At 63.1% G+C, this 25,479-nt stretch carries 23 protein-coding genes; 10 read left to right on the forward strand and 13 right to left on the reverse strand.

Going from position 1 to position 25,479, the window contains the following annotated elements:
* Positions 1 to 63: 63 nt before the first annotated feature.
* Complete coding sequence (locus KUA23_RS13020) at positions 64 to 1,191, forward strand: GGDEF domain-containing protein (protein WP_252994080.1); 1,128 nt, start codon at positions 64 to 66, stop codon at positions 1,189 to 1,191.
* Between the two features lies 1 nt (position 1,192).
* On the opposite strand, the gene KUA23_RS13025 is transcribed toward KUA23_RS13020, so the two are convergent.
* The 3 genes from KUA23_RS13025 to KUA23_RS13035 all read right to left on the reverse strand — a co-directional run bounded on the left by KUA23_RS13025 (position 1,193) and on the right by KUA23_RS13035 (position 5,673).
* Complete coding sequence (locus KUA23_RS13025) at positions 1,193 to 3,373, reverse strand: GAF domain-containing hybrid sensor histidine kinase/response regulator (RefSeq protein WP_252994081.1); 2,181 nt, start codon at positions 3,371 to 3,373, stop codon at positions 1,193 to 1,195.
* Positions 3,374 to 3,525: 152 nt separating this feature from the next.
* Positions 3,526 to 4,377, reverse strand: a complete 852-nt coding sequence (locus KUA23_RS13030) for a CAP domain-containing protein (RefSeq protein WP_078048190.1) — start codon at positions 4,375 to 4,377, stop codon at positions 3,526 to 3,528.
* A gap of 93 nt (positions 4,378 to 4,470) precedes the next feature.
* Entirely contained in the window at positions 4,471 to 5,673 is a 1,203-nt protein-coding gene (locus tag KUA23_RS13035; protein WP_252994082.1) for an MFS transporter, read from the reverse strand.
* 112 nt (positions 5,674 to 5,785) lie between these two features.
* Here KUA23_RS13035 and KUA23_RS13040 point away from each other — a divergent pair, with 112 nt between their 5' ends.
* On the forward strand, positions 5,786 to 6,691 hold the full coding sequence (locus KUA23_RS13040; RefSeq protein ID WP_252994083.1) for a LysR family transcriptional regulator: 906 nt from the start codon (positions 5,786 to 5,788) through the stop codon (positions 6,689 to 6,691).
* A gap of 21 nt (positions 6,692 to 6,712) precedes the next feature.
* The gene (locus KUA23_RS13045) at positions 6,713 to 7,378 is read left to right on the forward strand and encodes a GNAT family N-acetyltransferase (protein ID WP_078048193.1); all 666 of its coding nucleotides are present in this window, start codon (positions 6,713 to 6,715) and stop codon (positions 7,376 to 7,378) included.
* A gap of 108 nt (positions 7,379 to 7,486) precedes the next feature.
* On the opposite strand, the gene KUA23_RS13050 is transcribed toward KUA23_RS13045, so the two are convergent.
* Complete coding sequence (locus tag KUA23_RS13050; RefSeq protein ID WP_078048194.1) at positions 7,487 to 8,083, reverse strand: TetR/AcrR family transcriptional regulator; 597 nt, start codon at positions 8,081 to 8,083, stop codon at positions 7,487 to 7,489.
* A gap of 69 nt (positions 8,084 to 8,152) precedes the next feature.
* On the opposite strand from KUA23_RS13050, the gene KUA23_RS13055 reads away from it, so the two are divergent.
* Positions 8,153 to 8,752 (forward strand): NAD(P)H-dependent oxidoreductase, encoded by a 600-nt coding sequence (locus tag KUA23_RS13055; protein WP_252994084.1) that lies wholly within the window; start codon positions 8,153 to 8,155, stop codon positions 8,750 to 8,752.
* A 1-nt stretch (position 8,753) separates the two neighbouring features.
* Here KUA23_RS13055 and KUA23_RS13060 read toward each other — a convergent pair whose 3' ends face one another.
* From KUA23_RS13060 to KUA23_RS13075, 4 genes are all read right to left on the reverse strand, one after another.
* Positions 8,754 to 9,143 carry a hypothetical protein gene (locus tag KUA23_RS13060; protein ID WP_010210708.1) on the reverse strand — a complete coding sequence of 130 codons (390 nt, stop codon included), beginning with the start codon at positions 9,141 to 9,143 and terminating at the stop codon, positions 8,754 to 8,756.
* Between the two features lie 32 nt (positions 9,144 to 9,175).
* Complete coding sequence (gene aroA / locus KUA23_RS13065; RefSeq protein ID WP_078048196.1) at positions 9,176 to 10,432, reverse strand: 3-phosphoshikimate 1-carboxyvinyltransferase; 1,257 nt, start codon at positions 10,430 to 10,432, stop codon at positions 9,176 to 9,178.
* 294 nt (positions 10,433 to 10,726) lie between these two features.
* Positions 10,727 to 11,281 carry a UPF0149 family protein gene (locus tag KUA23_RS13070; protein ID WP_099492734.1) on the reverse strand — a complete coding sequence of 185 codons (555 nt, stop codon included), beginning with the start codon at positions 11,279 to 11,281 and terminating at the stop codon, positions 10,727 to 10,729.
* A gap of 74 nt (positions 11,282 to 11,355) precedes the next feature.
* Complete coding sequence (locus tag KUA23_RS13075) at positions 11,356 to 12,612, reverse strand: chloride channel protein (protein ID WP_252994085.1); 1,257 nt, start codon at positions 12,610 to 12,612, stop codon at positions 11,356 to 11,358.
* Positions 12,613 to 12,804: 192 nt separating this feature from the next.
* Here KUA23_RS13075 and KUA23_RS13080 point away from each other — a divergent pair, with 192 nt between their 5' ends.
* Positions 12,805 to 13,617: a crotonase/enoyl-CoA hydratase family protein gene (locus KUA23_RS13080; protein WP_252994086.1), complete on the forward strand. Its 813-nt coding sequence runs from the start codon at positions 12,805 to 12,807 to the stop codon at positions 13,615 to 13,617.
* Between the two features lie 5 nt (positions 13,618 to 13,622).
* A complete protein-coding gene (gene nudC / locus KUA23_RS13085; protein ID WP_078048201.1) occupies positions 13,623 to 14,456 on the forward strand; it encodes an NAD(+) diphosphatase in 834 nt (277 codons plus the stop codon).
* Here nudC and KUA23_RS13090 read toward each other — a convergent pair.
* From KUA23_RS13090 to KUA23_RS13100, 3 genes are all read right to left on the reverse strand, one after another.
* Positions 14,424 to 15,203, reverse strand: coding sequence for a TSUP family transporter (locus KUA23_RS13090; RefSeq protein ID WP_078048202.1), 780 nt, complete (start codon positions 15,201 to 15,203; stop codon positions 14,424 to 14,426). The two genes, nudC and KUA23_RS13090, sit on opposite strands and share 33 nt — an antisense overlap.
* 183 nt (positions 15,204 to 15,386) lie before the next feature.
* Entirely contained in the window at positions 15,387 to 16,103 is a 717-nt protein-coding gene (gene pcsA, locus KUA23_RS13095; RefSeq protein WP_078048203.1) for a phosphatidylcholine synthase, read from the reverse strand.
* 149 nt (positions 16,104 to 16,252) lie between these two features.
* Positions 16,253 to 17,167 carry a class I SAM-dependent methyltransferase gene (locus KUA23_RS13100; protein ID WP_078048204.1) on the reverse strand — a complete coding sequence of 305 codons (915 nt, stop codon included), beginning with the start codon at positions 17,165 to 17,167 and terminating at the stop codon, positions 16,253 to 16,255.
* Between the two features lie 191 nt (positions 17,168 to 17,358).
* Between KUA23_RS13100 and mdeB the strand changes: the two genes are divergently transcribed.
* Positions 17,359 to 20,025, forward strand: a complete 2,667-nt coding sequence (gene mdeB, locus KUA23_RS13105) for an alpha-ketoglutarate dehydrogenase (protein ID WP_252994087.1) — start codon at positions 17,359 to 17,361, stop codon at positions 20,023 to 20,025.
* Between the two features lie 123 nt (positions 20,026 to 20,148).
* Here the strand turns inward: mdeB and KUA23_RS13110 are convergent, their stop codons facing one another.
* Positions 20,149 to 20,637: a DUF1289 domain-containing protein gene (locus tag KUA23_RS13110; RefSeq protein ID WP_078048206.1), complete on the reverse strand. Its 489-nt coding sequence runs from the start codon at positions 20,635 to 20,637 to the stop codon at positions 20,149 to 20,151.
* A gap of 150 nt (positions 20,638 to 20,787) precedes the next feature.
* The gene (locus KUA23_RS13115) at positions 20,788 to 22,038 is read right to left on the reverse strand and encodes a ribonucleotide-diphosphate reductase subunit beta (protein ID WP_005788524.1); all 1,251 of its coding nucleotides are present in this window, start codon (positions 22,036 to 22,038) and stop codon (positions 20,788 to 20,790) included.
* A gap of 321 nt (positions 22,039 to 22,359) precedes the next feature.
* Between KUA23_RS13115 and fae the strand changes: the two genes are divergently transcribed.
* Genes fae through KUA23_RS13130 form a run of 3 tightly spaced genes read left to right on the forward strand, consistent with a single transcriptional unit; the run spans position 22,360 to position 25,347 of the window.
* Positions 22,360 to 22,872, forward strand: coding sequence for a formaldehyde-activating enzyme (gene fae / locus KUA23_RS13120; protein ID WP_099493383.1), 513 nt, complete (start codon positions 22,360 to 22,362; stop codon positions 22,870 to 22,872).
* A 10-nt stretch (positions 22,873 to 22,882) separates the two neighbouring features.
* The gene (locus tag KUA23_RS13125) at positions 22,883 to 23,917 is read left to right on the forward strand and encodes an aldo/keto reductase (RefSeq protein ID WP_252994088.1); all 1,035 of its coding nucleotides are present in this window, start codon (positions 22,883 to 22,885) and stop codon (positions 23,915 to 23,917) included.
* Positions 23,914 to 25,347 carry an NAD-dependent succinate-semialdehyde dehydrogenase gene (locus tag KUA23_RS13130; RefSeq protein WP_214497680.1) on the forward strand — a complete coding sequence of 478 codons (1,434 nt, stop codon included), beginning with the start codon at positions 23,914 to 23,916 and terminating at the stop codon, positions 25,345 to 25,347. Before KUA23_RS13125 ends, KUA23_RS13130 begins: the two co-directional genes overlap by 4 nt.
* Positions 25,348 to 25,479: the final 132 nt, after the last annotated feature.

The raw sequence follows: 25,479 nt of genomic DNA on the forward strand, positions 1-25,479 counted from the left end.
CCACGCTGGTGGCAGGGTGCCACAATGGCGCCTTTGTAGTGGCAGTCGAATCAGGCGGATTTCATGAATGGCCTTGGGCGTGGGCAGGACCAGGATTGCATTATAGAAGAGCAGGTGCGCACTGATCGTTTGCACCAGCTGTTCAGGCAATCATTTGCCGCGATTTTCGGCAGTTACCTGGCGGCCTTGATGCTCTGTTGGCTGTGTTGGGACCGGTTTGACCATCAGGTCATCCTGGTCTGGCTGGTGGTGCTGGCGGTGTCGTCGCTGCTGCGCGTCCAGATGTTCATGGAGTGGTTTCGCTGCCCCAACGCTGAGCGCACGCCCGATCGTTGGGAGCGCCGCTACTGGCTCACGCTGGTGCTGTCGGCCGGGATCTGGGGCGCTGGCGCCCTGGCGGTGATGCCTACCGATGATCGCCTTTCCCAAGTACTGGTGATGTTGTTTACCGTGGGCATGTCGGTCAGCGCGGTGTCGTGTTATTCGGCTTACCGCTACATGACCCTGGCCTCCATGGCGTTGGTGCTGCTGCCGTGTACGCTGTGGCTGCTGTTCCAGCCTTCTTCCCTGCAAGTGGGCGTCGCCATTGCGGTGCTGGTGTTTTCCACCTTTGTGGTCAGCGCTACACGCAAACTGTCGGATGCCTTGGAAAAGGCCTTTCGCCTGACCCGGCAAATGGAACGGGCCCACACTATTTCAACCCGCGCCGCACAGACCGACGAACTCACCGGCCTGATGAACCGCCGTGCGTTTTTCGAACGTGCCCAGGTGCTCTACGAACAATGCCGTCACAACCGTCAGCCGCTGTGCGCATTGATGATGGACATGGACCACTTCAAGCAAATCAACGACACCTACGGCCACCAGGCCGGCGACCAGGTGTTGCGCCAGATAGGCGGGGTGATCAGCGCCTCGTTCCGCCAGGCCGATGTCTACGGGCGCCTGGGTGGCGAAGAGTTTGCGGTGTTGCTGCCCAACACCTCACTGGACACGGCACGGGCGATCGCCGAACAGTTGGTCAAGGCGATCTCGGGGCTGGCATCGGAGCCGGTGCATGGGTTGTCGGCCAGCCTGGGTGTGGCATCCACCCATACCCAGGATCAAGACCTGCATGGCCTGATGAATACCGCCGACAAAGCGCTGTACCGCGCCAAGGCCCAGGGGCGCAATCAGGTGGCGGTGGCGGAGTAACTCAGGCCATCGCCCTGGCCAACGCCCGCGCAACCTGATCGGCGGAGTAGGGCTTGGGCAGGAACTCAAACCCTTCATAACCACTGTCGGCCAATTCTTCGCTGTAGCCCGAGGTGAGCACCACCGGCAAGTCCGGGCGCCGTTGGCGCAGCAACTTGGCCATGGTGACGCCGGTCATGCCGGGCATTACGACGTCCGAGAAAATCCCATCGAACGCCAAGGCGTCCGCGCCGGCCAGGGCGAGTGCCTGTTCGGCGTCGGTGGCCCAAGTGGTCTGGTAGCCCAGGTCCTGGAGGATCTGAGTGGCGAAGCGGCCTACCTCAAGGTTGTCTTCGACGATCAGGATATGACGTTGCGCGGCATCGTGTGTGGGCAGAGCGTCGTCCTGCGGTTGCTCGGAGGGCATCGCCTGGGGTGCCGCTTCTGGCAGATACAGTGTAAATACCGAGCCTTGCCCTGGGTTGCTGGCCACATCTACGTTGCCGCCGGACTGCTTGGCAAAGCCGAATACCTGGGACAGCCCCAGCCCGGTGCCTTTGCCTACGGCCTTGGTGGTAAAGAATGGCTCGAAAATGCGCTCCACAGCATCCCCAGGGATACCGCTGCCGGTATCGGCCAGGGAAATGCTCACAAAAGGCTGGCGGGCCTCACCATCACCCCGGATCCGTGGCATGGCGTCCACCTTGACCACGCGCAGGGTCAGGGTGCCTTGCCCCTCCATTGCATCCCGGGCATTCAGGGCGATATTGATCAGCGCGGTTTCAAACTGGCTGGCATCCACCCGCACATGGCAAGGGTGTTCGGGCAATTGCACCTGCACGTGGATGCGTGCGCCGGTGACGCTTTCGAGCATTTCGCCGATGTTCTTGACCCGCTCGCCCACATCGAAGACTTCCGGGTTGAGCGGTTGGCGCCGGGCGAAGGCGAGCAGTTGGCTGGTGAGTTTGCTGGCGCGCTCGACCGTGTCGGATACAGCGCCCATGTAGCGTTGGCGCCGCTCTTCGGAAAGCCCGGGTTGGCGCAGAAAGTCCACCGAGGAGCGAATGATGGTCAGCAGGTTGTTGAAGTCATGGGCGACGCCGCCGGTCAGTTGGCCGATGGCTTCGAGTTTCTGTGACTGGTGCAACGCGGCCTCGGCCTGGGTGAGGGCGGTGGTGCGCTCCAGCACGCGCTGTTCGAGGGTGGCGTTCAGCTCGGTGAACGCGGCCAGGCCTTCGCGCACGGCGGCGTCGGCGCGTACCCGCTCGATATGGGCCCAGGAGCGTTCGGTGACTTCGCCCACCAGCGCCAGGTCGTAGGGTGACCAGACGCGCGCGGTCTTGTGATGCACCGCCATCAAGGCGGTCAGGCGGCCGTCCTTGATCAATGGGAAACACACCGTCGCCAGGGCGCCCAGGGCCTGATAGCTGGCGGCATCCTCCGGCGCGAATTCCATCCGGTTGTCCTCCACCACCAGCGGCTCACCGGCGCGCAACTGGCGCACGGCCCGTGCGCCGAACGAGGCGAGGCTGTAGCGCCCCACGATGCTGGGCGAGCCCGGTGCGGCCCAATTGCCGCGAATGGTGAAGCCGTCTTCGTCGGCGTCCATGTCCGCGTAGGCGCAATTGGACACCTGCAAATGCTCAGCCAGCAAGCGGGTGGTGGTGGACATGATGGTTTCGGCGTCGGTGGCGTTGGCCACCGCACTGCCGACGGCATCCAGCACGGCCAGGCGGCGGGCGAGGAACACGGTGGCGGTGGTTTCGGTGACGGTGTCGAGCATGCCCACGACCTTGCCGAGAGGGTCGCGGATCGGGCTGTAGCAAAAGGTGAAGTACGCCTGTTCGGGACCGTTGCCGCGCTCGATCAGTAGGGGGAAGTTCTCGATATAGGTGGCATGCCCCTCGTACGCCGCCTTGGCGATGGGGCTGACGTCTGCCCAGACCTCTTGCCACACCTCGCTGAATGGGCGGCCCAGCGCATAGGGTTTGTCGCCCAGGATCGGAATAAAGGCGTCGTTGTACAGCATGGTCAACTGCGGCCCCCACACGATGGCTTGCGGGAAGCTTGAGGCAAAGCACAGCGCCACGGTGGTCTTGAGCACATCCGGCCACTGCTCCAGCGGCCCCAGGGGCGTGCTCGCCCAATCATGCTGGCGCACCCGCTCAGCCATGTCGCTGCTGCTTTGCAGCCAATTCATCATTGCGAGAACACCTTGTTTGCCACGGTCTGTCGAACGCCTGAAAGGGTCAGGTTAACAATCAACAGACCGGAATGACCGCTGCCAAGTTCAGCGGCATTATCCATGAGATGGCGATTTGATGCTGCAACCGTTTGATGAGCCTGCACATTGACTTACTGCGCGCCGAAAACCCCCGTCCAATAGATCCCTGCATCACTCTTCGGGTCCATGGCGTACGCTGCACCCAGCTCGCGAAATTGCGGGTTCATCAGGTTGGCGCAATGGCCGGGGCTGGCCAGCCAGCCATCCACGACTTTGCGCGGGGTATCCAGGCCGGCAGCGATGTTTTCGCCGATGTTCTTCGCGATGTACCCGGCCAGTTCGGCACGGTCCCCAGGGGTACGGCCATCATGGTCGAGGTGGTCGAAGAAATTACCGTTGGCCATGTTGCGCGTGTGGCTGTTCGCGGCGCCTGCCAGGTCTTCGTTCCAAGACAAGGGTGTGGTCGCGGTAAAGGCCTGGGTGCCGCATTGGCGCGGTTGCGAGCGCGCGGTGTTGATCAGGTTCAGCACCTGCTTGCCTTCGGTCTGCCAGTCGCCCAGGCCGCTGGTGAGCAGTGGGCGGGCGAGCACGATGCGCCAGTCCTGGCCGCTGTTGCTGACGCCGATATCGACGAATTGCGGGTCCAGCACCACCCGGCAGAAGCTTTCGCGCACTGCCTTCATGGCTGCCTGGGCATCCTTGGGCCCGGACAAGCTGATGGCCTGCACGTTGACCATCGGGTACGCGGCACGCGCCAGCGCTTGCTGCAGGTCGCCCACATTGTTGGCCGGCAGCACCAGCCGCGTATCACTGGCCAGCGGCGGCAGTTCCTGGGAACCCTGGTCGCCGCAGCGTTGCACCTGGCTGCGGTATTGGTTGATCTGTTGTACCAACTGACTTTCTTCATTCGCCATCGCGCTGGCGCAGAACACCGTAGTGGCGGCCAGCGTCGTAAGACCCATCATCAATGACAGAACGCGCATGGACGTTACCCTTGAGCTTGAAAGTGCCCATGATGCGCGATGTAACCCGGTCTGGCGCAACGCCTTTTTTGTTTTTTTGCCTCAATGGGTGTTCTAAAGCTTGTTACAAGCGCCAAAGCGGCGCCATGCCATCACACTGGCCAGCAGGATCAACCCCAGCGCCACGCTGAAGGTTACATGCAGGCCAAAGGCCACGGATTGCGGCAGGGCGCGGGTCACATCCGGGCTGGCCCAGGCAAAGACCGCACCCAGCACGGACGCGCCGAAGATCAGCCCGAGGTTGCGCGACAGGTTCAGCAACCCCGAGACGGTGCCTCGACGAGAGCCGTCCACATCGCTCATGACCGCCGTGTTGTTCGCGGCCTGGAACAGGCTGTAACCCGTCGTCAAGATGACCAGCGAGGTCAGGTAGGCGACCAACCCTGACGCCAGCGACAACAGCAGCGCACCGCAGGCCAGCAGCGCCAGCCCGGCGAGGGTCATGCGCTGGCTGCCGAAGCGGTCGGTGAGGCGACCGGCCGGTACGCCAGCGCACGCCGCGACACAGGGGCCGAGCGCCATCGCCAGGCCCATCCACTCGGGGTCGAGGCCCAGGCCGCGGGACAGATAGAACGGCCCGACCACAAAGGTGGCCATGATCACCGCGGCCACCAAGGCACTCATGGCCAGGCCCGCGCGCAACGCTGGCACCTGCAAGGATGACCAGAAACCCGGCCCTGTGGACGCTGGCGCGCGGGGGCGATCAACCGGCAAATAATGGTAGGCGAGGGCGACGGCCACCGAGCCGAGCGGTACGCCGACCAGGAAAATCGCGCGCCAGCCCCACAGGCTCAGCAACACGCCCCCCAGGCTCGGCCCCATCGCGGTGCCAACCGCCGACATCGTACCCAGCAAGCCCATGACCCGGCCGGTACGTTCCTTGGCAACCGTATCACCGACCATACCCAACGCCATGGCCATCATGACGGCCGCGCCCAGGCCTTGCAGGATGCGCGCGGCAATCAGCCATTCAAGCGCCGGCGCCACGCCGCACAATCCGCACGCTACGGTGAACAGCAGCAAGCCCGCCATCAGCAACCGCCGGCGACCCAGGTGGTCGCCCAGGCTTCCGGCACTCACAATCACCGCAGTGATTGCCAGCAAATAGGCCAACACCACCCACTGCACGGCGTGAAACGAGGCCTCGAACGCCTGCGCCAGGCTGGGCAGGCCGACATTGGCGATGCTGGTGCCCAGGGAGGCGAGCAACATGGACAGGGACAGGCCGACAAGGCTGCCGCGTGAGGGAGTGAGCATGGGAAATCCTTGGATGAAGGCAACTGTCACAACTCTAAGGCGTCGCCTACTATGGCGGTAGACGCATGGGTTGCACTGAATGCATGCGTGTAACGCCTGATAAGGAATGCCGATGCCCGATCTCAACTTGCTGACCACCCTGGATGTTTTACTCGCCGAAGGCAGCGTGGCGGGCGCGGCCAAACGCCTGCGCCTGAGCCCTTCGGCGATGAGCCGTGCTTTGGCGCGTTTGCGTGAAACCACCGGCGACCCGCTGCTGGTACGCGCCGGCCGTGGCCTGGTGCCCACGCCCAAGGCAGTGGCGTTGCGTGAACAGGTCAGCCGGCTGGTGCAGGACGCCAACGCCGTGTTGCGGCCGATGCAGTCGCTGGACATGGCCCGGGTCGAGCGCACCTTTACCCTGCGTACCAGCGAAGAATTCGTCGAGCATTTCGCCCCGGCACTGTTGGCGCGGATTGCCCGGGAAGCGCCGGGCGTGCGCCTGCGCTTCATCAACAAGACCGACAAGCACAGCACCCTGCTGCGCGAAGGCAGCGTCGACCTGGAAACCGGCGTCGTCGATCCCACTGCCAGCCCGGAAGTGCTGACCCAGGCGCTGTTTCGTGACCGCTTGGTGGGCGTGGTACGCAGCGGCCATCCCTTGAGCCAGGGCGACGTCGACGCGCGACGCTTTGCCCAAGGCCAGCATGTTTACGTGTCGCGCCGTGGCCAGGACCGTGGCCAGATCGACGATGCCCTCGAAAAACAGGGCCTCACGCGACAGATCAGCACCATCGTCGCGGGTTTCGCCACGGCGATCGCCCTGGCGCGCACCACCGACCTGATCGCCAGCGTGCCCGAGCGCTACATCGCCCATGCGCGTGATGGCCTGCACTGCTTTGCGCTGCCGCTGACATTGCCGACCTTTACCGTGGCGATGCTGTGGCACCCGCGGCTGGATGCCGACCTGGCCCATCGTTGGTTGCGCGCGTGTTTGCGCGAGGTGTGCGTCGAGCAGGTACAATCGGCGCTGCCTTGACGCTGAACCCCAGGAATTTGCATGTACAGCCTTACCCGCTACACCACACCGTGCCCGGAGCCTATCAACGGCCAGATCCTGCAACTGGTGGTGGACAACCTCACCGACATCAGCAGTGTGGCGCTGCCGCCGAGCAACCTGCTGTACAACATCTACCAGTACGCCACTGGCTTTGAGGTGCACCTGTACCTGGAAGCGCTGGACGGTTCCAAGGGCATTGCGGTCGAGTTGGTCGTGGCGATGGAAGAGGAAAAACTCATCGGCTTTTGCCTCTACCTGCCCGTGAAGGATGATCCAGAAGCCTGCGGCGTTGCGTTCATGGCCGTGCAAGTCGGCTACCGGCGCCAGGGTGTGGCGCGCGCAATGATGCGCGACGTGCTGGGCCGTTATCCCCATGCGGAATTGGCGTGCTCGGTGGAGAAGGTGCCGGCATTTGAAGGCATGGGCTTCCAGGTGCGCGGCGGGCGGGGCACGCAGGTGTTGATGAATACGCGGGACTACGGCACTGACGGCCTGATGGGCGTGTTGGATGTGGCGTCGATCTACCGCTCACTGGAAGTGCAGCAGATTCATACCTACCTGCTGCAAAAGCACGGCAAGCGCGCCATGATTGATGCAGAGAAACAACGCGATCGACACCTCGATCAACTGACCCGCAAGGTGCAGCTTTTTGTAGCCGGGCGTTAGGCGGCGTTCTTTCTTTAGGGGTGAGTGAGCTCTTGTGGTGAGCGGGCCCATTGCTTGCCGTACTCTGGTAAAACCGGTCGCGCCGGTTTATTCCTCACCTGCCAGTGATTATTTGAACGCGCCGCGATTGACCATCGCCAGGATGGTTGCGAGCAGCTCCTGCTGCGCCTCCTCACGGCTGATCTCTCCGCTGGCTGCGGCCTGGGACAAGGCTTCCGCCGCCCCCAGCATCGCCCTTAAACCGGCCTGGGTAATGTGGCCAAAAGGCGACAGCGCGTCGCGGCACTTGTCGAGGAAGATCGCCTCGTACTGGCGCTTGAGCGCTTCCAGTTCCGGCGAACTGCTGAGCGCCGCAATCACCCCCGGGATTTCCCGACCCTGCAATAACACGCAATCCACATAGGACTCGGCGATCACCCAGGCACGCTCGTCCAGGGTGTCGCCACTGGCTGCGATGGCGTTGGCGAAGACCTGATCCTGGCGGGCATCGAAGTCCTCGTACAACGCTGCCAGCAAACCGGCTCGCGTGACGAAATGGTCGTACACCACCGGCTTGGTCACGCCCGCCAACTCTGCCAGGCGGCCAAGGGTCAGGGCTTCGGTGCCTTCATCACGCACCAGTTGCCAGGCCACCTCCAAGAGTTGGCGCAGGCGATCTTCACGGGACAGGCGACGACGGGGGGCAGGGGATTCGCTGCTTGACATGCTTATATACCAAAAGTAACTTACTAATCGTAACTTGAGCCTAGGCTAACCCCAAAGGGAGTCAATGTCATGCATGCACTTATCGTTGTTGCTCACCACGACCCAAAATCCCTCACCCACAGTGTGGTAGCGCAGGTGGCCGCCGGCCTCACTGCATCGGGCCACACCTACGAAATCGCCGACATTGCCGCCGAAGGTTTCGACCCGCGCTACACCGCCGCCGACCACTTGGTGCATCGCACCCGCGCCACGCCACCGGTCGACGTGTTGGCCGAACAGGCCCGCATCGACCGCGCCGATGCGCTGGTGCTGGCGTTCCCGATTTACTGGTGGTCGTTGCCGGGCCTGCTCAAGGGCTGGATCGACCGCGTCTTCGTCAACGGCTGGGCCATCGACTACGGCCCCGACACTCCAGTGGTGAAAAAGCTGCGGCACCTGCAGGTGCATCTGCTGGCCCTGGGCGCAGCGGACGACGATGCGTTTGATCGACACGGCTACGCCAAGGCAATGCGCACGCAAATTGACTACGGGATCTTCGATTACTGTGGCGCGCAGGTGGTGACGTCGGCGTTGTTGCTGGAGTCGGAAAGCGGCGGGGTGCAGGCGCATCTGGACAAGGCCAGGGCCGTGGGCGAGGCGGTGTTCGACACCGAAACCGTCGCCGGTTGATTCAACCTTCGCGAAACAGGTCGTGGGCGTCCAGCAGGCGGTAGGCAATTTCCGGACGTTTCTCCATACCCCGGCGGATGGCGGCCGGGATGGATTGGCGGGTCTTGCGGCACATGCCTGGCAGCTCGTCGATCACGATCTGGATGCCGCGCATGCTCTTGACCTCGGTGTGTCCGGGGGCGACATGCACGCGGATGCCCAGGAGCTCGTACATCCGCTGCTGCATGTGTTCCAGGTCTTGCAGGCTCTTGAGGTCTTCAAGCCGGTCGAGCAGTTTTTTCTCTTCCTGGCGCGTGAGGTTGAGGATACGCAGGTCGGCGCCGGGTGCTTGCAGCAGTTGCTCGCGGTCACAGACACAGGCGCCGGGTGGGCAGGGTTGGCGAATTGTCATGTGCGTTGCCTCCCCATTCCGACGCCGAGCCCTTAGTAGCTCAACTGAACCCCGAGACTGCCCAGGGCCTTCCAGTATTCAGGATAGGTCTTGGCCACGCAGTCCGGGTCTTGAATGCGGATGCCCGCGACTTTCAGCCCCGCCAGCGCAAAGCACATGGCGATGCGGTGGTCGGCATGGGTGTCGATCAGCGCGTTGCACGACGTACCCGCCAGGGCCGGATCGCTGGCCACCAGCAGGTCGTCGCCTTCGATGGTCGCCAGGCCTGGGCGGATTTCGTTCAGGCCGTCATGCAGGGCCTGTACACGGTCACATTCCTTGACCCGCAGGTTGGCCAACTCGGTGAAGCGCACCGGGGTGTTGTTGAACGCGGCGAGCACTGCCAGGGTCGGGATGGCGTCCTGCATCTGCGAGCCGATGACCGTGGCTTGCATGTTCGGGAACTGCGCGATCACGGCCTGGGCCTTGGCGTCGGGCTGGGTGAAGTCTTGCGCAGCCACGCCGATGTCGATGCGCCCACCGGTCAGCACTTCGGCAGCCCACAGGTAGGTGGCGGCGGAGGCGTCGGGCTCGATCAGGTAATCGTGGGCAGTGTAGCCGGTCGGGGCCACGCGCCAGGTGGTGTCGTTGACGGCTTCCACCTGGGCACCGAAGGCGCGCATGCAGTCCAGGGTCAGGTCCACGTAGCCACGGGCGCCGATGTCCTTGCCGGTCAGCGCCACTTCAATCGGCGCTTCGCCGCAGGCCGCGAGCATCAGCAGGGCCGATACGTATTGGCTGGAAAGGCCACCGTCGATCTCGAAGCGCTTGGCCTTGATCTTGCCCACGCCGTGCACGGTGACGGGGGGGCAGCCGGTCGGGCTGTCGACCTGGATGCCGTTTTGGCCGAGGGTTGCCAGCAGTGGGCCGATCGGGCGTTTTTGCATGTAGTCGTCGCCGTCGAGCACCACGGTGCCTTCGACGGTGGCCACGGCGGCGGTGAGGAAGCGCATGGCAGTGCCGGCATTGCCGAGGAACAGTGGCTGCGGTGGCAGTTGCAGTTTGCCTTGGCCGGTGACGACGAAGGTGGTGTCGTCGGGTTCGTCGATGGTGACGCCCATTTGGCGCAGGGCCACTGACATGTGGCGGGTGTCATCGCTCTTCAGGGCGCCGCTGAGGCGGCTGGTGCCCTTGGCCAGGGCTGCCAGCAGCAGGGCGCGGTTGGTGATGGATTTGGAGCCTGGGGGTGCGACCTTGCCGTTGAGGGGGGCGTTGGGCGGTGTCACGGTCACGGTTTTCTGCGAACTCAAGGTACAAGGCTCCTGATTCAAGGCAAGGTGGTATGGAGTGGCCGACGGGCGGACTCGAATGATCGGGTATAGATGTGGTGCTTGTCGAGCTTGGGGGCGTTGTCGCTGATATTTACTGGGTGTACGTCGATCTGAATGTGGGAGCTGGCTTGCCTGCGATGGCGGTCTTCGGGTCGCTGTCAAATTCCGGCCAGCGTGTTTGTTTGATGGGGCGCCTCAGATCAAGATCTACAGCACTCAGGTCTGACAGCCGGCCTGAGTGGTTCGGGCAAAAGCCGGTACGTCCCGCAGCCTTTATCGCTTTGCCAACCAATAATCATGTAGCGCCCGCGCTGCCGGTTCGAGTTCGCTGACGCGCTGCTGGTGTGCTTGCACGTCCAGGTCGGCGGGCAGTTCGAAGTTGTCCTGTTCGGCGCACCAGGAGATTTTTTCCAGCAGTGCGGCCTGTTCAGGCGGCAGTTCCGGCCAGTTGCCAATGGCGGCGCCGCGGATGTAGCCGAAGCACCATTCTTCGGCCAGGGTGACGTCCCGGCCCTGGTGTTCGGTTTCATCGAAACGGGCCTTGAAGGCCTGGGCGTCGGTGGCCAGTTGGCCTGCCAGGGTGTTGAGGTGGCGCACGCACAGTTCGAGGAAACCCTGGGCTTCGTCCATGTTGTCCCACTCGGGGTTCTGGCCGCCCCAGATGGCCGGGAACCACTCTGCCACGTCCACCTGGACCGGGCTGGACACCAGCGCGGTGAAGTAGCCGTCGAGTTCGGCCAGGTTCAGCACCGAATGGTCGTCGCCGTACTTGAGCAGGGTGTTTTCGATAAATTCGAATTCGGCGGGGGTGAGGGGGTGGGCGTGCATGGGCATATCCTTTAAACGTCGAGCGCCGCAGAGGGGGCGGCTTAAAGCGCGAAGGATGGCGCGTGTGCGGGGTTTTATCCAGCGTTTTCCCAGCGCTGGCACAGCTTGCTCACACAGACGGCACCGACCACTGCGAGGATGATCGGCACCAGGAAGTCATGGTCAATGCGGGTGAACTCCGCCACCAGCACAATCGCGGTCAGCGGCATGCTCATGCTGGCGGCAAGGAAGGCCGCCGCGCCGATGATCGCAAAGGCGCCCAGCGGCACGCCGGGCCAGGCCAGGCTCCAGGCGCCGCCGAGGATGATTGCCAGCAGCGCGCCATTGGCCAGGCCGGGGGTGAGTAGCCCGCCTTCGGCGCCGGCGCGCAGGCTGCTGGTGGTGATCAGCACCTTGACCACCAACAGCAGCGCCGCCAGGCCGATGCTCAGTTCGTTGTCGAACCCCAGTTGCGCCGGGCCTTTGCCATTGCCGAGGATCTGCGGCAACAGCATCGCCAGGCCGCCGATCACGCTGAAGTTGATCAACGCCAGCACCGGCAGGCGCCACCCGCGTGCGGCATTGGCCCGCGCGGCGCCGGTCAGGCGGGTAAAACCATAGGCGGCCAACCCAAATACTGGGCCGCACACCACCGCCCAGGTGATCAACGCCGGGCTCAGCACAAAATGCGGCACAACGTATTGCGATTCCGCCCCCAGGCCGATCCACGCCACCGACGCGCCAATCGCCGAGGTGGCCAGTGCAATCAGCGCCGCTGGCCAACTGAACGCGCCCACCAGCACTTCCAGCACAAACACTGCGCCGCCCAACGGCACGTTGTACACCGCCGCGAGGCCTGCGCCGGCACCGCAGGCGACGATCAAGCGGTGCTGTTCCGGGGTCAATCGGGCGCGCCGGGACAGCCAACTGCCCGCCAATGCGCCGACCTCCCGTGGCGCCACTTCGCGGCCCAGGGGCGAGCCAAGGGCCACGGTGATGATCTGCAGCAAGGCGTGGGCGAGGGTGGTCTTGGGCGGCATGATCGGCATCTTTTCCGACACGGCTTGCTTGATGCTTACCAGCGGGCGGCCATAACGGTACACCGCCCACCAGCCCAGGCCGGCCACCAGGCCGCACACTACCAGCACCGCCAAGCGTCGTTCGGGCGCGGCGGCGGTCACGCCCCACAGGAAGGTTTCATGGCTGACCAGGCTGTCGAGGCTATAGCCGTAGGCCAAGTGCTGAACGCCGTGCAGCAGCAGCGCCAGCAGCATTGCGCCGAGGCCGGCGCCAATGCCGGTGAACACGACCACCAGGGCCAGCATCAAGGATGAACGGAACGTGGACGGCATAAGCGGCTCCAGGCTGTGGCCCAGAGTGTATAACCGATCATTCGTGGCTTCTGGATGAAATGTATCGGCCTACCCTGAACCCCGCGCCTACAACATTTCATTACGTTTGCCCGTCCCGTTTTTGGCTGATGTGCCGTCGCGCACCCTTGTTATAGTCTGGCCTTTATCACTCGCCAGTCAGGGATCACTGCCATGTCCGAATACCAAGCTTTCGTCGTCGAACTCACCGGCAACGTTGCCCATGTGCAGATCAATCGCCCGGAAAAGATCAACGCAATGAACGCGGCGTTCTGGACCGAGATCATCGACATCTTCCAATGGATCGAAGACACCGACGCCGTACGCGCCGTGGTGCTCAGCGGTGCGGGCAAACATTTTTCCTCCGGCATCGACCTGATGATGCTGGCCTCGGTCGCCAATGAGTTCGGCAAGGATGTGGGCCGCAATGCGCGTCTGTTGCGCCGTAAAATCCTCGAGCTGCAAGCCTCGTTCAATGCCGTCGACAACTGCCGCAAGCCGGTGCTGGCGGCAATCCAGGGCTATTGCATCGGCGGCGCCATCGACCTGATCAGCGCCTGTGACATGCGCTACGCCGCCGAGGGCGCGCAATTCTCGATCAAGGAAATCGACATCGGCATGGCGGCCGACGTCGGCACCCTGCAGCGCCTGCCGCGCATCATCGGCGACGGCATGCTGCGCGAGCTGGCCTATACCGGCCGCCAGTTCGGCGCCGAGGAAGCGCGCAGCATCGGCCTGGTCAATCGCGTCTATCCCGATCAGGACAGCCTGTTGGCCGGCGTCATGGAAATCGCCCATGAAATCGCCGCCAAGTCGCCGATTGCGGTCACCGGCACCAAGGCCATGATCAGCTACATGCGTGACCATACGATCAATGACGGCTTGGAATACGTTGCCACCTGGAACTCGGCTATGTTGCAATCCAACGACCTGCGCGTGGCCATCGCGGCCCACATGATTAAGCAGAAACCCGAATTCGTGGATTGACTGACATGACCCCAGGCTGGATTACCACAACGCTGCTGGACAACGACACCCCCGGTGGCTGGGCCGTTGCCCGCAGCCGCGACGGCTTTTTGCATGACACCAACGGCCCCTTGTTCCCTCGGGAATGGCTCAAGCGCCAGGACCTGTCGGTGTTTGCCGAACACGGCATCGGCCACCTCGACGGCGAGCCGGTGTACCTGCTGGAACTCGATAGCGCCGGGGACGTGCCAGGCTGCAGTTGGCAGGGCCTGCGGGGCTTCATGCTGCAAGGCGACCACACCCTGTACAAAGTGCTGGGTTATGCCGCGCAGATCGGCACCTGGGCGCGGGAACACAGGTTTTGTGGCAGTTGCGGCCAGGCCATGGTCCAGGTGCCGCGCGAACGCGCGATGCATTGCCAGGCCTGCGACTTGCGCAGCTACCCGCGGATTTCACCGAGCATGATCGTGCTGGTGACCCGCGGCGACGAGATCCTGCTGGCGCGTTCGCCACGCTTTGTCACGGGGGTGTACAGCACGCTGGCGGGGTTTGCCGAGCCGGGAGAGTCGGCCGAGGACTGCCTGATCCGCGAGGTTCGCGAGGAAGTGCAGGTGGAGGTCAAGAATATCCAGTACATGGGCAGCCAGTGCTGGCCGTTCCCCCATTCGATGATGCTCGGCTTCCATGCCGAGTACGCCGGTGGCGACATCGTGCCCCAGGCCGATGAGATCGAGGACGCGCAGTGGTTCAACATCCACGACTTGCCGCCGCTGCCGGCGTCACGCTCGATTGCGCGTTACCTGATCGACCTCTACCTGGCCCGTCGCCTAGGCCACGCTGAACCAGTGCTGCCAGGCTAGGCGCACCGTCAGGCCGAGGACCACGGTGATAAACACCGGGCGAATGAATTTGGCGCCGCCGCTGATCGCGCTGCGTGCGCCAAAGAACGCGCCACACATCACCGACACGCCCATGGCCAGGCCGACGATCCAGTCCACCGAACCGTTGAAGATAAACACCGACAGCGCCGCCGCGTTGCTGACGAAGTTCATGCTGCGCGCCACGCCGCTGGCCTTCACCAGGTCGATGGGGTGCAACAGCATCGTGCTGACCGTCCAGAACGCCCCGGTGCCCGGGCCCGCCACGCCATCGTAGAAGCCCAGGCCGAAGCCCTGGGTGGACTGCCACTTCGTCTTGATCGGCGCGTCGGCGTCCAGCGGCGCCTTGGGCGTGCCGCCGAACAAGAGGTAAAGGCCGCAGCCGAACACGATCACCGGTAGCATCTTGTTCAGGGTTTCAGCCGGCAGGTAGTGGGCGACCACCGCCCCCGTGAGGGCGCCAATCAGCGTGCCGACGATGGCGTGCACCCACTGGCGTGGGTGGAACAGCTTGCGGCGATAGAAGGTAAAGCTGGCGGTCGCCGAGCCGAACGTGGAACTGAGCTTGTTGGTGCCCAGCACCAGGTGCGGTGGCATGCCGGCGGTGAGCAGGGCAGGCGTGGTGAGTAGGCCACCGCCGCCGGCAATGGCGTCGATAAAACCGGCGATAAAAGCAACAACCGCCAGGATGGCGAGGGTGGTGAGGTCTACGCTGAGTTCGAAGGGCATGGGTTGGGCTTATTATTGGCGGGGCGCTAAGCGAAAGGCCGCCATCTTACTCGCGGGGAGTCTGCAAATCCAAATGTGGGAGGGGGCTTGCCCCCGATGGCAGTGCCCCAGCTGACTCATCTTTAGCTGACCCACCGCTATCGGGGGCAAGCCCCCTCCCACATTTGAAGAGTGTTCACCGAGTCATTTGTGTGTTCCCAGCCACTCCAGCGCCGTGCGCCAGATACAAATCCCCAGGAAGTACGCCGACATCAACGACCACAACCCAAAGGTCCACGGGTTGGTGTTCGGGTAATCCACCACCATCAAGAAGCTGCACAGCAACCAGATAGTGGTCACGGCGATATTGATCGGCATGAAGCGCTTCACCCGGAACGGGTGCAGGAACTTCATCGGCGTCACGGTCAGCAGCGCCAGGCCAATCACGGTGAGCAGGGTTACCCAGGCTTCCGGCTGGATGATGTAGACGCACAGCGCAACCACGTTCCACGCGGCGGGGAAGCCGACGAAGTAGTTGTCCTTGCTCTTCATGTTCACATTGCAGAAGCAGAACAGCGACGACACCAGGATCACCGACACGGTGAACAGGTGGGTGAAGTCCGGCAGGTCGATGTAGCGATAGATGAACAGTGCGGGAATGAACACGTAGGTGAGGTAATCGATCACCAGGTCCAGCACCGAGCCGTCAAAGCTTGGCAATACCGTGCTGACATTCACTCGTCGCGCCAGTGAGCCGTCGACACCGTCCACCACCAGCGCCAGGCCCAGCCACAGCAGGCAGGCCTTGGGTGAGTTTTCCAGCAGCGCCAGGGTGGCCAGGAAGGCCAATACCACACCGGTGGCGGTAAAGCCGTGGGCGCCCCAGGCTTTGAGTCTGGCTACATGCAGGGTCGATATCACGGGCGGTTCTCCAAAAGGTGAAACAGGGCAGCCGACAACGTGACGCCGTCGAGTCTGGCCGGGGAATGCAGGTATCGACCGGGAAGCGGGTAAGAAGGTTCACCACCCCGGTGTATCACTTAGCGTAGCAAGCGTAGGACGTTTCGGCATCAGCCCTGGCGGAACACCAGTGCCTTCAAGCCACTTTGTGGGTCGATATCCGGGAATTCCGGCGGATTTTGCAGGCGCTCCACGAAGCGCAGGCCGGGTGCCTCGCGGGTCACGCCGTCGATCAGGAAGTCTTCGCCGAAGGCCGGGTCGTTCATGCACGCCAGCACGGTGCCCTGTGGCGTGAGCAAGTCCGGGAGGCGGCGCAGCACACGCTGGTAGTCCTTGGTCAGCAGGAAGCTGCCTTTCTGGAACGAGGGCGGGTCGATGATTACCAGGTCATAGGGGCCGCTGTTGGTCACCTTGGCCCAGGACTTGAACAGGTCGTGGCCCAGGAAGCTGACCCTGCCCAGGTCATGACCGTTGAGCCGATGGTTGTCGCGGCCACGGCTCAGGGCACCACGGGCCATGTCCAGGTTCACCACATGCTCGGCGCCGCCTTCGATAGCGGCCACGGAAAAACCGCAGGTGTAGGCAAACAAATTGAGCACGCGCTGGCCCTTGGCCTGCTCGCGCACCCAGTTGCGGCCGTAGCGCATGTCGAGGAACAGCCCGCTATTCTGTTTTTTGCCCAGATCGATCAGGTAGCGCAGGCCGCCTTCGGTGATCGTCAGTTCGTCGACAGCACTGCCCGCCAGCCACTCGGTGGTGCTTTGTGGCAGGTAGCGGTGCTGCAGTGCGACGGTATAACCGCCGAAGTGTGTCTGCAGCAGCTGTTTCAAGGCCTCCAGCGCTGCAGCGTCCGGCTCCTTGAACAACGACACCAGCAACACGCCTTGCAACCAGTCCACCGTGAGTTGCTCCAGGCCCGGCCAGCAACGGCCACGGCCGTGGAACAGGCGCCGGGTTTCCGTCGGCGGGGTCGCCAGGGCGGTGAACAAGTGGGCGTGCAGGGTGGCGAGTGCGTCTGGGGTCATCGTTAAACGTCAGTCATTGAGCGGGCGGCATTTTAAACACAATTGCGAGAGGAACGGGTGCTTGAGCACAACGTGCTGGGAAAAGGCCGAATGGCAGTGATTCATGCTCAAAATTCAGCTTGTGGCGCCGGATAACAGGCAAAAAATCCTCAGGCACCGACATAAACTGGAAAAAAAGCCCGGAGGTGCCCATGAACGGTTTCACACGTGCAGTGACTGATCAGCAAGAACTGGATGAATGGCGCGACGCCCTGGCATCGCTGGTCGCCAATGCCGGCCCGGCGCGGGCGCGACAGATCCTCGACCTGCTGGCCGAAGACGCCAGCGCTGCGCACATCGACTGGAAACCGCGCCACGGCACGCCGTACATCAATAGCATCAGCGTGGAGCAGCAACCGGCGTTCCCCGGCGACCTCGCCACCGAAGAGCGCCTGGCCTCGCTGGTACGCTGGAATGCGCTGGCCATGGTGGTGCGCGCCAACCAGGCCTACGGTGAACTCGGTGGGCATATCGCCAGTTATGCCAGCGCGGCGGATTTGTTCGAAGTGGGCTTCAACCACTTTTTTCGTGCCCGGCACGATGGGTTTGGCGGCGACCTGGTGTTCTACCAGCCGCATTCCGCCCCCGGCATTTATGCCCGTGCGTTTCTTGAGGGGCGCTTGAGCGAAAACGACCTGGCCCACTACCGCCAGGAGATCGGTGGGCCGGCCGTCGGCGCACGTGGCCTGTCGAGCTACCCGCACCCATGGCTGATGCCGGACTTCTGGCAGTTCCCCACCGGGTCCATGGGCATTGGTCCGATCAGTTCGATTTTCCAGGCGCGCTTCATGCGCTACCTGCAGCATCGCGGCTTGCAGGACACCACCGACCGCCACGTCTGGGGCGTATTCGGCGACGGCGAGATGGACGAACCGGAAAGCATGTCAGCCCTGACCCTGGCCGCCCGCGAAGGCCTGGACAACCTCACTTGGGTGGTCAACTGCAACCTGCAACGCCTTGACGGCCCGGTGCGTGGCAACGGGCGCATCATCGATGAACTGGAAGCCTTGTTTGCCGGCGCGGGCTGGAACGTGATCAAGCTGGTCTGGGGCTCGGACTGGGACGCCTTGCTGGCCAAGGACACGGACGGCGTGCTGGCCGAGACGTTGTCCAACACCGTCGACGGCCAATTCCAGACCTTCGCCGCCAAGGACGGCGCCTACAACCGCCAGCACTTCTTCGGCCAGAGTGAATCGCTGGCCCGGCTGGTCGAGGGCATGAGCGATGAGCAGATCGACCGCCTCAAGCGTGGCGGCCACGACATGGTCAAGATCCACGCGGCCTATCACGCGGCGCGTCGGGTCAAGGGCAAGCCCACGGTGATCCTGGCCCAGACCAAAAAGGGTTTCGGCATGGGCGAAGCCGGGCAGGGCAAGATGACCACCCACCAGCAGAAGAAACTCGACCGCGACGCGTTGATCGCCTTCCGCAATCGCTTCCAATTGCCGCTGAGCGATGAACAGACCGAATCCCTGAACTTCTTCAAACCCGCGCCGGACAGCCTGGAATTACGCTACCTGCACCAGCGGCGCCAGGCGTTGGGCGGCTATGTGCCCAGCCGCAGCCCGGTCGCCGCGCCCGTGAGTGTGCCGGCGGTGTCGGGCTACGCCGGTTTTGCCACCGCCGCCGACGGCAAGGAAATGTCCACCACCATGGCCTTTGTGCGCATGCTCACCAACCTGCTCAAGGACAAAGCCCTGGGCCCGCGCATCGTGCCCATCGTCGCCGATGAAGCGCGCACCTTTGGCATGGCCAACCTGTTCAAGCAGATCGGCATTTATTCCAGCGTCGGCCAGCGTTACGAGCCGGAAGACATCGGCTCGATCCTCAGCTACCGCGAAGCCACCGACGGGCAAATCCTGGAGGAGGGTATCAGCGAAGCCAGCGCCATCAGCTCCTGGGTTGCGGCGGCCACCAGTTACTCGGTGCATGGCCTACGCATGTTGCCGTTCTACATCTATTACTCGATGTTCGGCTTCCAGCGCGTGGGCGACCTGATCTGGGCCGCCGCCGACCAGCGCGCCCGTGGCTTCCTGCTCGGCGCCACCGCCGGGCGCACCACCCTGGGCGGCGAAGGCTTGCAGCATCAGGACGGCAGCAGCCATCTCACCGCCGCCACCGTGCCCAATTGCCGCGCCTACGACCCGGCGTTCGCCGGGGAATTCGCGGTGATCCTCGACCACGGCATGCGCCAGATGCTGGAGCATGATGTGGACGAGTTTTACTACGTGACGCTGATGAACGAAAACTACCCGCAGCCCAGCCTGCCAGACGGGGTTGAAGCAGCGATCATCAAAGGCATGTACCGCCTGCAAGGCACCGCCGACGCCCAGGTGCGCCTGCTGGGTTCCGGCACGCTGGTGCGTGAGGCCCAGGCAGCTGCGCAGTTGCTGGCGGAGGACTGGCAGGTGGCGAGCGAGGTGTTCAGTGTCACCAGTTTCAGCGAACTGGCACGGGACGCACGGGAGGTGGAGCGGTGGAATCGCTTGCATCCGCAGGCGGTCGCACGGGTTAGTCATGTGAATGAGTGCCTGCCCAGCGGCGCGCCGGTGGTGGCGGTGTCCGACTATGTGCGGGCAGTGCCGCAGATGATCGGCTCGTACCTGGATTCGCGCTACACGGTACTGGGCACCGATGGTTTTGGCCGCAGTGATACGCGGGCGGCGTTGCGGGATTTCTTCGAGGTGGATCGCCATCACCTGGTGCTGGCAGCGCTGACGGCGCTGGTGGAGCAGGGCAGCCTGCCGCCGCAGGTGTGCCAACAGGCGATCGAACGCTATGGCCTGCAAGCAGAACGCGAAGCCTCCTGGACGCGCTGACTGGCGCACATCCAAATGTGGGAGCGGGCTTGCTCGCGAATGCAGTGGCTCAGGCAACAGATGTATTGACGGGCTCACTGATTTCGCGAGCAAGCCCGCTCCCACATGGAGCTTGTGGTGTTTTTAGACAGTGGCGATCAGGGCGGGCCCGAACGCTTCCTTCAGGAAGCCGGGGGCGATGTACCGTTCGTAATGCGCTTCGGACAAGAGGAAGAACTCCCGGTCAATCGCATCACGCAAATCCGCCAGGCTGCGCTCACGAAACTCCGGCAGCAATGCCAGCCCATACGCATCCAGCTTGGAGATCACCCGCGCGCCCCGTGCGATTAACTGGTAGGCCCAGCAATACGGGGACTGGTGCGGCATAAAGCGGATCTTGCGATTTTCCAGTTGCTGGCGCAGCAGGTGCGCGTCAAACACCTCCAGCTTGCTGGCCATCACCTGCACCAGCAAGTGCTCCAGGCGCAGCCACACTGCCTGTTTTTCCTCGGCGTTGTAGCCGTTCCACTGGATCACTTCGTGGTGGTAACGCTTGCAACCCCGACAGACCAGGTCCCCGTAAACGGTGGAGCACAGGCCGACGCAGGGGGTTTTGATGGTTTGATTGGGCATAAGTGGCAATTTGCAAAGTCTGTAAAACACCGCAGACCCAATGTGGGAGCGGGCTTGCTCGCGAATGCAGAGTGTCAGTTGATAAATCTGGTAACTGATACACCGCTTTCGCGAGCAAGCCCGCTCCCACAGTTAGGTCTGTGTCGTTGATTAATCCCAGCTCAGCGCGCCGCCAGTCTGGTATTCGATTACACGGGTTTCGAAGAAGTTTTTCTCTTTCTTCAAGTCCATGATCTCGCTCATCCACGGGAACGGGTTAGTCGTCCCCGGATACTCTTCCTTCAAGCCAATCTGCGACAGACGACGGTTGGCGATGAACTTGAGGTAATCCTCCATCATCGCCGCGTTCATCCCCAGCACGCCGCGCGGCATGGTGTCGCGCGCGTATTCGATCTCCAGTTGAGTCCCTTGCAGGATCATCTGGGTCGCTTCTTCCTTCATCTCGGCATCCCACAGGTGTGGGTTTTCGATCTTGATCTGGTTGATCACGTCGATACCGAAGTTCAGGTGCATCGACTCGTCACGCAGGATGTACTGGAACTGCTCGGCGACGCCGGTCATTTTGTTGCGACGGCCCATGGACAGGATCTGGGTGAAGCCGCAGTAGAAGAAGATGCCTTCCAGGACGCAGTAGTAGGCGACCAGGTTGCGCAGCAGCTCTTTGTCGGTCTCGACGGTGCCGGTTTCGAACTTCGGATCGGAGATCGAACGGGTGTACTTCAGGCCCCAGGCGGCCTTTTTGGCGACCGATGGGATCTCGTGGTACATGTTGAAGATCTCGCCTTCATCCATGGCCAACGATTCGATGCAGTACTGGTAGGCGTGGGTGTGGATCGCTTCCTCGAAGGCCTGGCGCAGGATGTACTGGCGGCACTCCGGGTTGGTGATCAGGCGGTACACGGCCAGCACCAGGTTATTGGCGACCAGGGAGTCGGCGGTGGAGAAGAAGCCGAGGTTGCGCATGACGATGCGACGTTCGTCGTCGGTCAGGCCTTCGGGGTTTTTCCACAGCGCGATGTCGGCGGTCATGTTGACCTCTTGCGGCATCCAGTGGTTGGCGCAGCCGTCGAGGTACTTTTGCCAGGCCCAGTCGTACTTGAAGGGTACGAGCTGGTTGAGGTCGGCGCGGCAGTTGATCATGCGCTTTTCGTCAACGGCGACACGGGCGGCGGAGCCTTCCAGCTCGGCGAGGCCTTCGGCGACGTCGAGTTTGTCGAGGGCGGCCTTGGCGCGGATGATCGCGGCGGAGTCGTTGGCGGTCACGTTACGGGCTTCCAGCGCAGCGGCGGCGCCGGCACCGTCGAGACGGTCCATGTTGGCTTCACTGGCGTGGCCGGCGTTGGCGCCCTTGATCACCGCTGCACCGGTGTCTTCGTTGTCGACTTCATCCCAACTCAGCATTGAAATACTCCTTCCTGGTCTGTTCTGACGGCGTGTGAACCCGTCCAAAAATATGCAATTTGCAGGCTACTAGGCATTGAAATACTGCGCGTAGTGTGGTCGGTAAATATCGATTCTGCACACTATGTAGTGGTCTGTTCTGTTTGTTGGCACACTATATGGTGTGTAACTACGATGGTCAACGCACAAGACCGCCGCCGATGTCGCAGGGGTATGAGCAAAACTCACAGCCCCATGACTTTTAATGGTTACGCCCGCCCTCAGCGCCAGTGCTAAAAATTTGCCAACCAGCTCCCCATAACAACAAAGAGCGTTTGCGCAATGAAAACACTGGATCTCTACATCGGCGAAGGTTTCGAAGGCCCGGGCGTCAACGCGGCCCATATCAACATCCTGATCGGTCCACGCAACGGCCCGGCCGGCCAGGCGTTCGCCAACAGCCTCGCTTCCCCCAGCCAGGGACATTGCCCGTTCATGGTAATTGCCCAGCCGAACATCCCGGTCAAGCCCATGACCCTGTATGTCAACAAGGCCGCAATCAGCAGCGACCTGCACGGCAACGCCACCTGGGGCGCGTCCCAGGCCGGCATCGCCAAGGCGGTGCTTGAAGCCTTGCTCGACGGCACCTTGCCGGCCGAGGCCGAAGACGAGTGGGCCATTGTCACCGCCAACTGGGTCAACCCCGCCTGCGATGACCTCGACGCCGTCTACCTGAACAACTACAACGCCTGCCGCACCGCGATCCGTGCCGCCCTGACCGGCACGCCGTTCACCGCGCAACTGGCGGATGTGGTCAACCACATCAGCAACCCTTTCTACACGCCCAAGGCCTGAGGAGATTCCCATGCAATACGTTCGTTTGGGCAATTCCGGCCTGCAAGTCTCGCGCCTGTGCCTGGGCACCATGAACATGGGCACCCCGGATTGGAAACCGTGGATCTTCGACGAAAAGCAAAGTGAGCCCATCGTCGCCCACGCGCTGGACAACGGTGTCAACTTCATCGACCTGGCCGACTTCTATTCCGCCGGCGTCGGCGAGGAAGTGGTAGGGCGCATCCTCAAGCGCGTGGCGCGGCGTGACGACATCGTGGTCACCACCAAGGTCGGCTACGGCACCCGCAGCGGTATCAACGCCAGCGGGCATTCGCGCAAGCACATCATGGACAGCATCGACGCGTCCCTGAGCCGCCTGGGCATGGATTACGTCGACGTGTTCATGTTGCATTACTTCGACGTGAACACCCCCGTGGAAGAAACCATGAGCGCATTGAACGACATCGTGCGTTCCGGCAAGGCGCGCTACATCGGCGTGTCGACCATGCTCACCGGCCAGTTGGCGAAAATCCTCATGGCCTGCGAGCGCAATGGCTGGGTCAAGCCGATCAATATGCAGCTGCAACTGAATTGCGCCTACCGCGAAGAAGAGCGCGAGATGATCCCGTTCTGCCGCGACCAGGGCCTGGGCGTCTCGGTGTTCAGCCCGCTGGCCCGTGGCTTGCTTACCGGCGAGGTGCAATCGACCCGCAACCAGACCGACTTCTTCACCCAGCAGATGTACAGCGACCAGGCCTCGTTCGACATCGCCCACTCGGTGCAACGCGTGGCCCGCGGCCGTGGCGTCTCCAACGCACAGATCGCCCAGGCCTGGGTCGCCAACCACCCAGGCGTCGATGTGATGCTGGTCGGTGCCGACACCACCGAGCAATTCGACAGCGCCCTGGCAGCCCTCGACACCCAACTGGATGCCGAGGAGCTGCACGAGCTGGAACGCAACTACACCCCGTGCGATGTGATCAACGACTACACCGCCGGCAAGCGCATCCTGCGTGCGGCCCGCCCGGGCCTGGACCGTTTCAACCTGATCGAGGCCGTGGCATGAACCCGCTGATCCGCAATGGCAACTACATCGATGGCCAATGGTCGAGCGGTGGGCCGACCTACCCGGTGCTTAACCCGGCCAATGGCGCGCTGATTACTGAGGTACAGCGCGCCACCGCCGAAGAAACCAACCTGGCCATCGACGCCGCCAACCGCGCGTTGCCGGCCTGGCGCAAGCTCACCGCCAAGGAACGCAGCCAGCGCCTCAAGCGCTGGAGCGAGCTGATGCTCAGCAACCAGCAGGACCTGGCGCACCTGCTCAGCCTGGAACAGGGCAAGCCGCTGGCCGAGGCCATGGGCGAAGTGGTCTACGCCGCGAGCTTCCTGGAGTGGTTCGGCGAAGAAGCCAAGCGCGCCTATGGTGACGTGATCCCGAGCCACAAGGCGGATGCACGCATCATCGTGGTCAAGGAAGCCATCGGTGTGGTCGCGGCGATCACACCGTGGAACTTCCCCCTGGCCATGGTCACCCGCAAGGTCGGCCCGGCGCTGGCGGCGGGGTGCACCATGATCCTCAAGCCATCGGAAGAGACGCCCTTGTCGGCGTTTGCCCTGGCGGTGCTGGCCGAACAGGCGGGAATTCCGGCCGGCGTCTTCAACATCGTCTCCGGCGACGCCGTGGCGATTGGCGGTGCGCTGCAAGCCTCCAGCGTGGTGCGCAAGCTGTCGTTCACCGGTTCCACCCGCACCGGCAAGCTGCTGATGCGCCAGGCGGCCGACACGCTGAAAAAGGTCTCCCTGGAGCTGGGCGGCAACGCGCCGTTTATCGTGTTTGACGACGCCGACCTCGACGCCGCCGTCAAAGGCGCCATGGCCTCCAAATTCCGCAACACCGGGCAGACTTGTGTGTGCGTCAACCGCTTCTTTATCCAGGACGACGTGTACGAGGCCTTCACCCGCAAACTGGCAGAGGCAGTGGGCGCCATGCGGGTCGGCAGCGCCCTGGACGGCGACACCGAGCAAGGCCCACTGATCAACGCCGCCGCCCTGGCCAAGGTCGAAGCCCATGTCGGTGATGCCCTGGAGAAGGGCGCGAAGCTGCTGTGCGGCGGCCGTCGCCATGCCTTGGGCGGCACCTTCTTCGAACCGACCATCCTCACCGAGGCCCACGGCGACATGCTCATCGCCCAGGAAGAAACCTTTGGCCCGGTGGCCGCGTGCTTCCGGTTCAAGGACGAAGCCGACGTGCTGCAACGCGCCAATGACACGCCGTTCGGTTTGTCCGCCTACTTCTACAGCCGCGACATCGGCCGCGTGTGGCGCATGGCCGAAGGCCTGGAAGCCGGCATGGTCGGTATCAACGAAGGGATCATCTCCACCGAAGTCGCGCCGTTTGGCGGCATCAAGGAATCCGGCCTGGGCCGCGAAGGCTCCAAGTACGGATTGGATGACTACCTGGAGATCAAGTACCTGCTGATGGGCGGCCTCTAATCCGCTGTGATTTTGCTGTGGTGAGCGGGCTTGCCCCGCGCAGGGGCGCGAAGCGGCCCTCATTCAGACAACTCAGTCATCCAGCCAGGCTTCATTGGCAGGTTTTGGGGCTGCTGCGCGGCCCAGCGCGGG

This window comes from Pseudomonas pergaminensis, assembly GCF_024112395.2.
GTDB lineage: Bacteria > Pseudomonadota > Gammaproteobacteria > Pseudomonadales > Pseudomonadaceae > Aquipseudomonas > Aquipseudomonas pergaminensis.

Coding starts and splice junctions, on each gene's coding strand:
- KUA23_RS13020 (WP_252994080.1), top strand. CDS start 64: ATGAATGGCCTTGGGCGTGGGCAGGACCAGGATTGCATTATAGAAGAG.
- KUA23_RS13025 (WP_252994081.1), bottom strand. CDS start 3,373: ATGATGAATTGGCTGCAAAGCAGCAGCGACATGGCTGAGCGGGTGCGC.
- KUA23_RS13110 (WP_078048206.1), bottom strand. CDS start 20,637: ATGCCCAATCAAACCATCAAAACCCCCTGCGTCGGCCTGTGCTCCACC.
- KUA23_RS13075 (WP_252994085.1), bottom strand. CDS start 12,612: ATGCCGTCCACGTTCCGTTCATCCTTGATGCTGGCCCTGGTGGTCGTG.
- KUA23_RS13080 (WP_252994086.1), top strand. CDS start 12,805: ATGTCCGAATACCAAGCTTTCGTCGTCGAACTCACCGGCAACGTTGCC.
- mdeB (WP_252994087.1), top strand. CDS start 17,359: ATGAACGGTTTCACACGTGCAGTGACTGATCAGCAAGAACTGGATGAA.
- KUA23_RS13035 (WP_252994082.1), bottom strand. CDS start 5,673: ATGCTCACTCCCTCACGCGGCAGCCTTGTCGGCCTGTCCCTGTCCATG.
- KUA23_RS13090 (WP_078048202.1), bottom strand. CDS start 15,203: ATGCCCTTCGAACTCAGCGTAGACCTCACCACCCTCGCCATCCTGGCG.
- KUA23_RS13055 (WP_252994084.1), top strand. CDS start 8,153: ATGCATGCACTTATCGTTGTTGCTCACCACGACCCAAAATCCCTCACC.
- KUA23_RS13030 (WP_078048190.1), bottom strand. CDS start 4,377: ATGCGCGTTCTGTCATTGATGATGGGTCTTACGACGCTGGCCGCCACT.
- KUA23_RS13050 (WP_078048194.1), bottom strand. CDS start 8,083: ATGTCAAGCAGCGAATCCCCTGCCCCCCGTCGTCGCCTGTCCCGTGAA.
- KUA23_RS13045 (WP_078048193.1), top strand. CDS start 6,713: ATGTACAGCCTTACCCGCTACACCACACCGTGCCCGGAGCCTATCAAC.
- nudC (WP_078048201.1), top strand. CDS start 13,623: ATGACCCCAGGCTGGATTACCACAACGCTGCTGGACAACGACACCCCC.
- KUA23_RS13130 (WP_214497680.1), top strand. CDS start 23,914: ATGAACCCGCTGATCCGCAATGGCAACTACATCGATGGCCAATGGTCG.
- KUA23_RS13100 (WP_078048204.1), bottom strand. CDS start 17,167: ATGACCCCAGACGCACTCGCCACCCTGCACGCCCACTTGTTCACCGCC.
- KUA23_RS13070 (WP_099492734.1), bottom strand. CDS start 11,281: ATGCACGCCCACCCCCTCACCCCCGCCGAATTCGAATTTATCGAAAAC.
- KUA23_RS13125 (WP_252994088.1), top strand. CDS start 22,883: ATGCAATACGTTCGTTTGGGCAATTCCGGCCTGCAAGTCTCGCGCCTG.
- KUA23_RS13060 (WP_010210708.1), bottom strand. CDS start 9,143: ATGACAATTCGCCAACCCTGCCCACCCGGCGCCTGTGTCTGTGACCGC.
- KUA23_RS13040 (WP_252994083.1), top strand. CDS start 5,786: ATGCCCGATCTCAACTTGCTGACCACCCTGGATGTTTTACTCGCCGAA.
- fae (WP_099493383.1), top strand. CDS start 22,360: ATGAAAACACTGGATCTCTACATCGGCGAAGGTTTCGAAGGCCCGGGC.
- KUA23_RS13115 (WP_005788524.1), bottom strand. CDS start 22,038: ATGCTGAGTTGGGATGAAGTCGACAACGAAGACACCGGTGCAGCGGTG.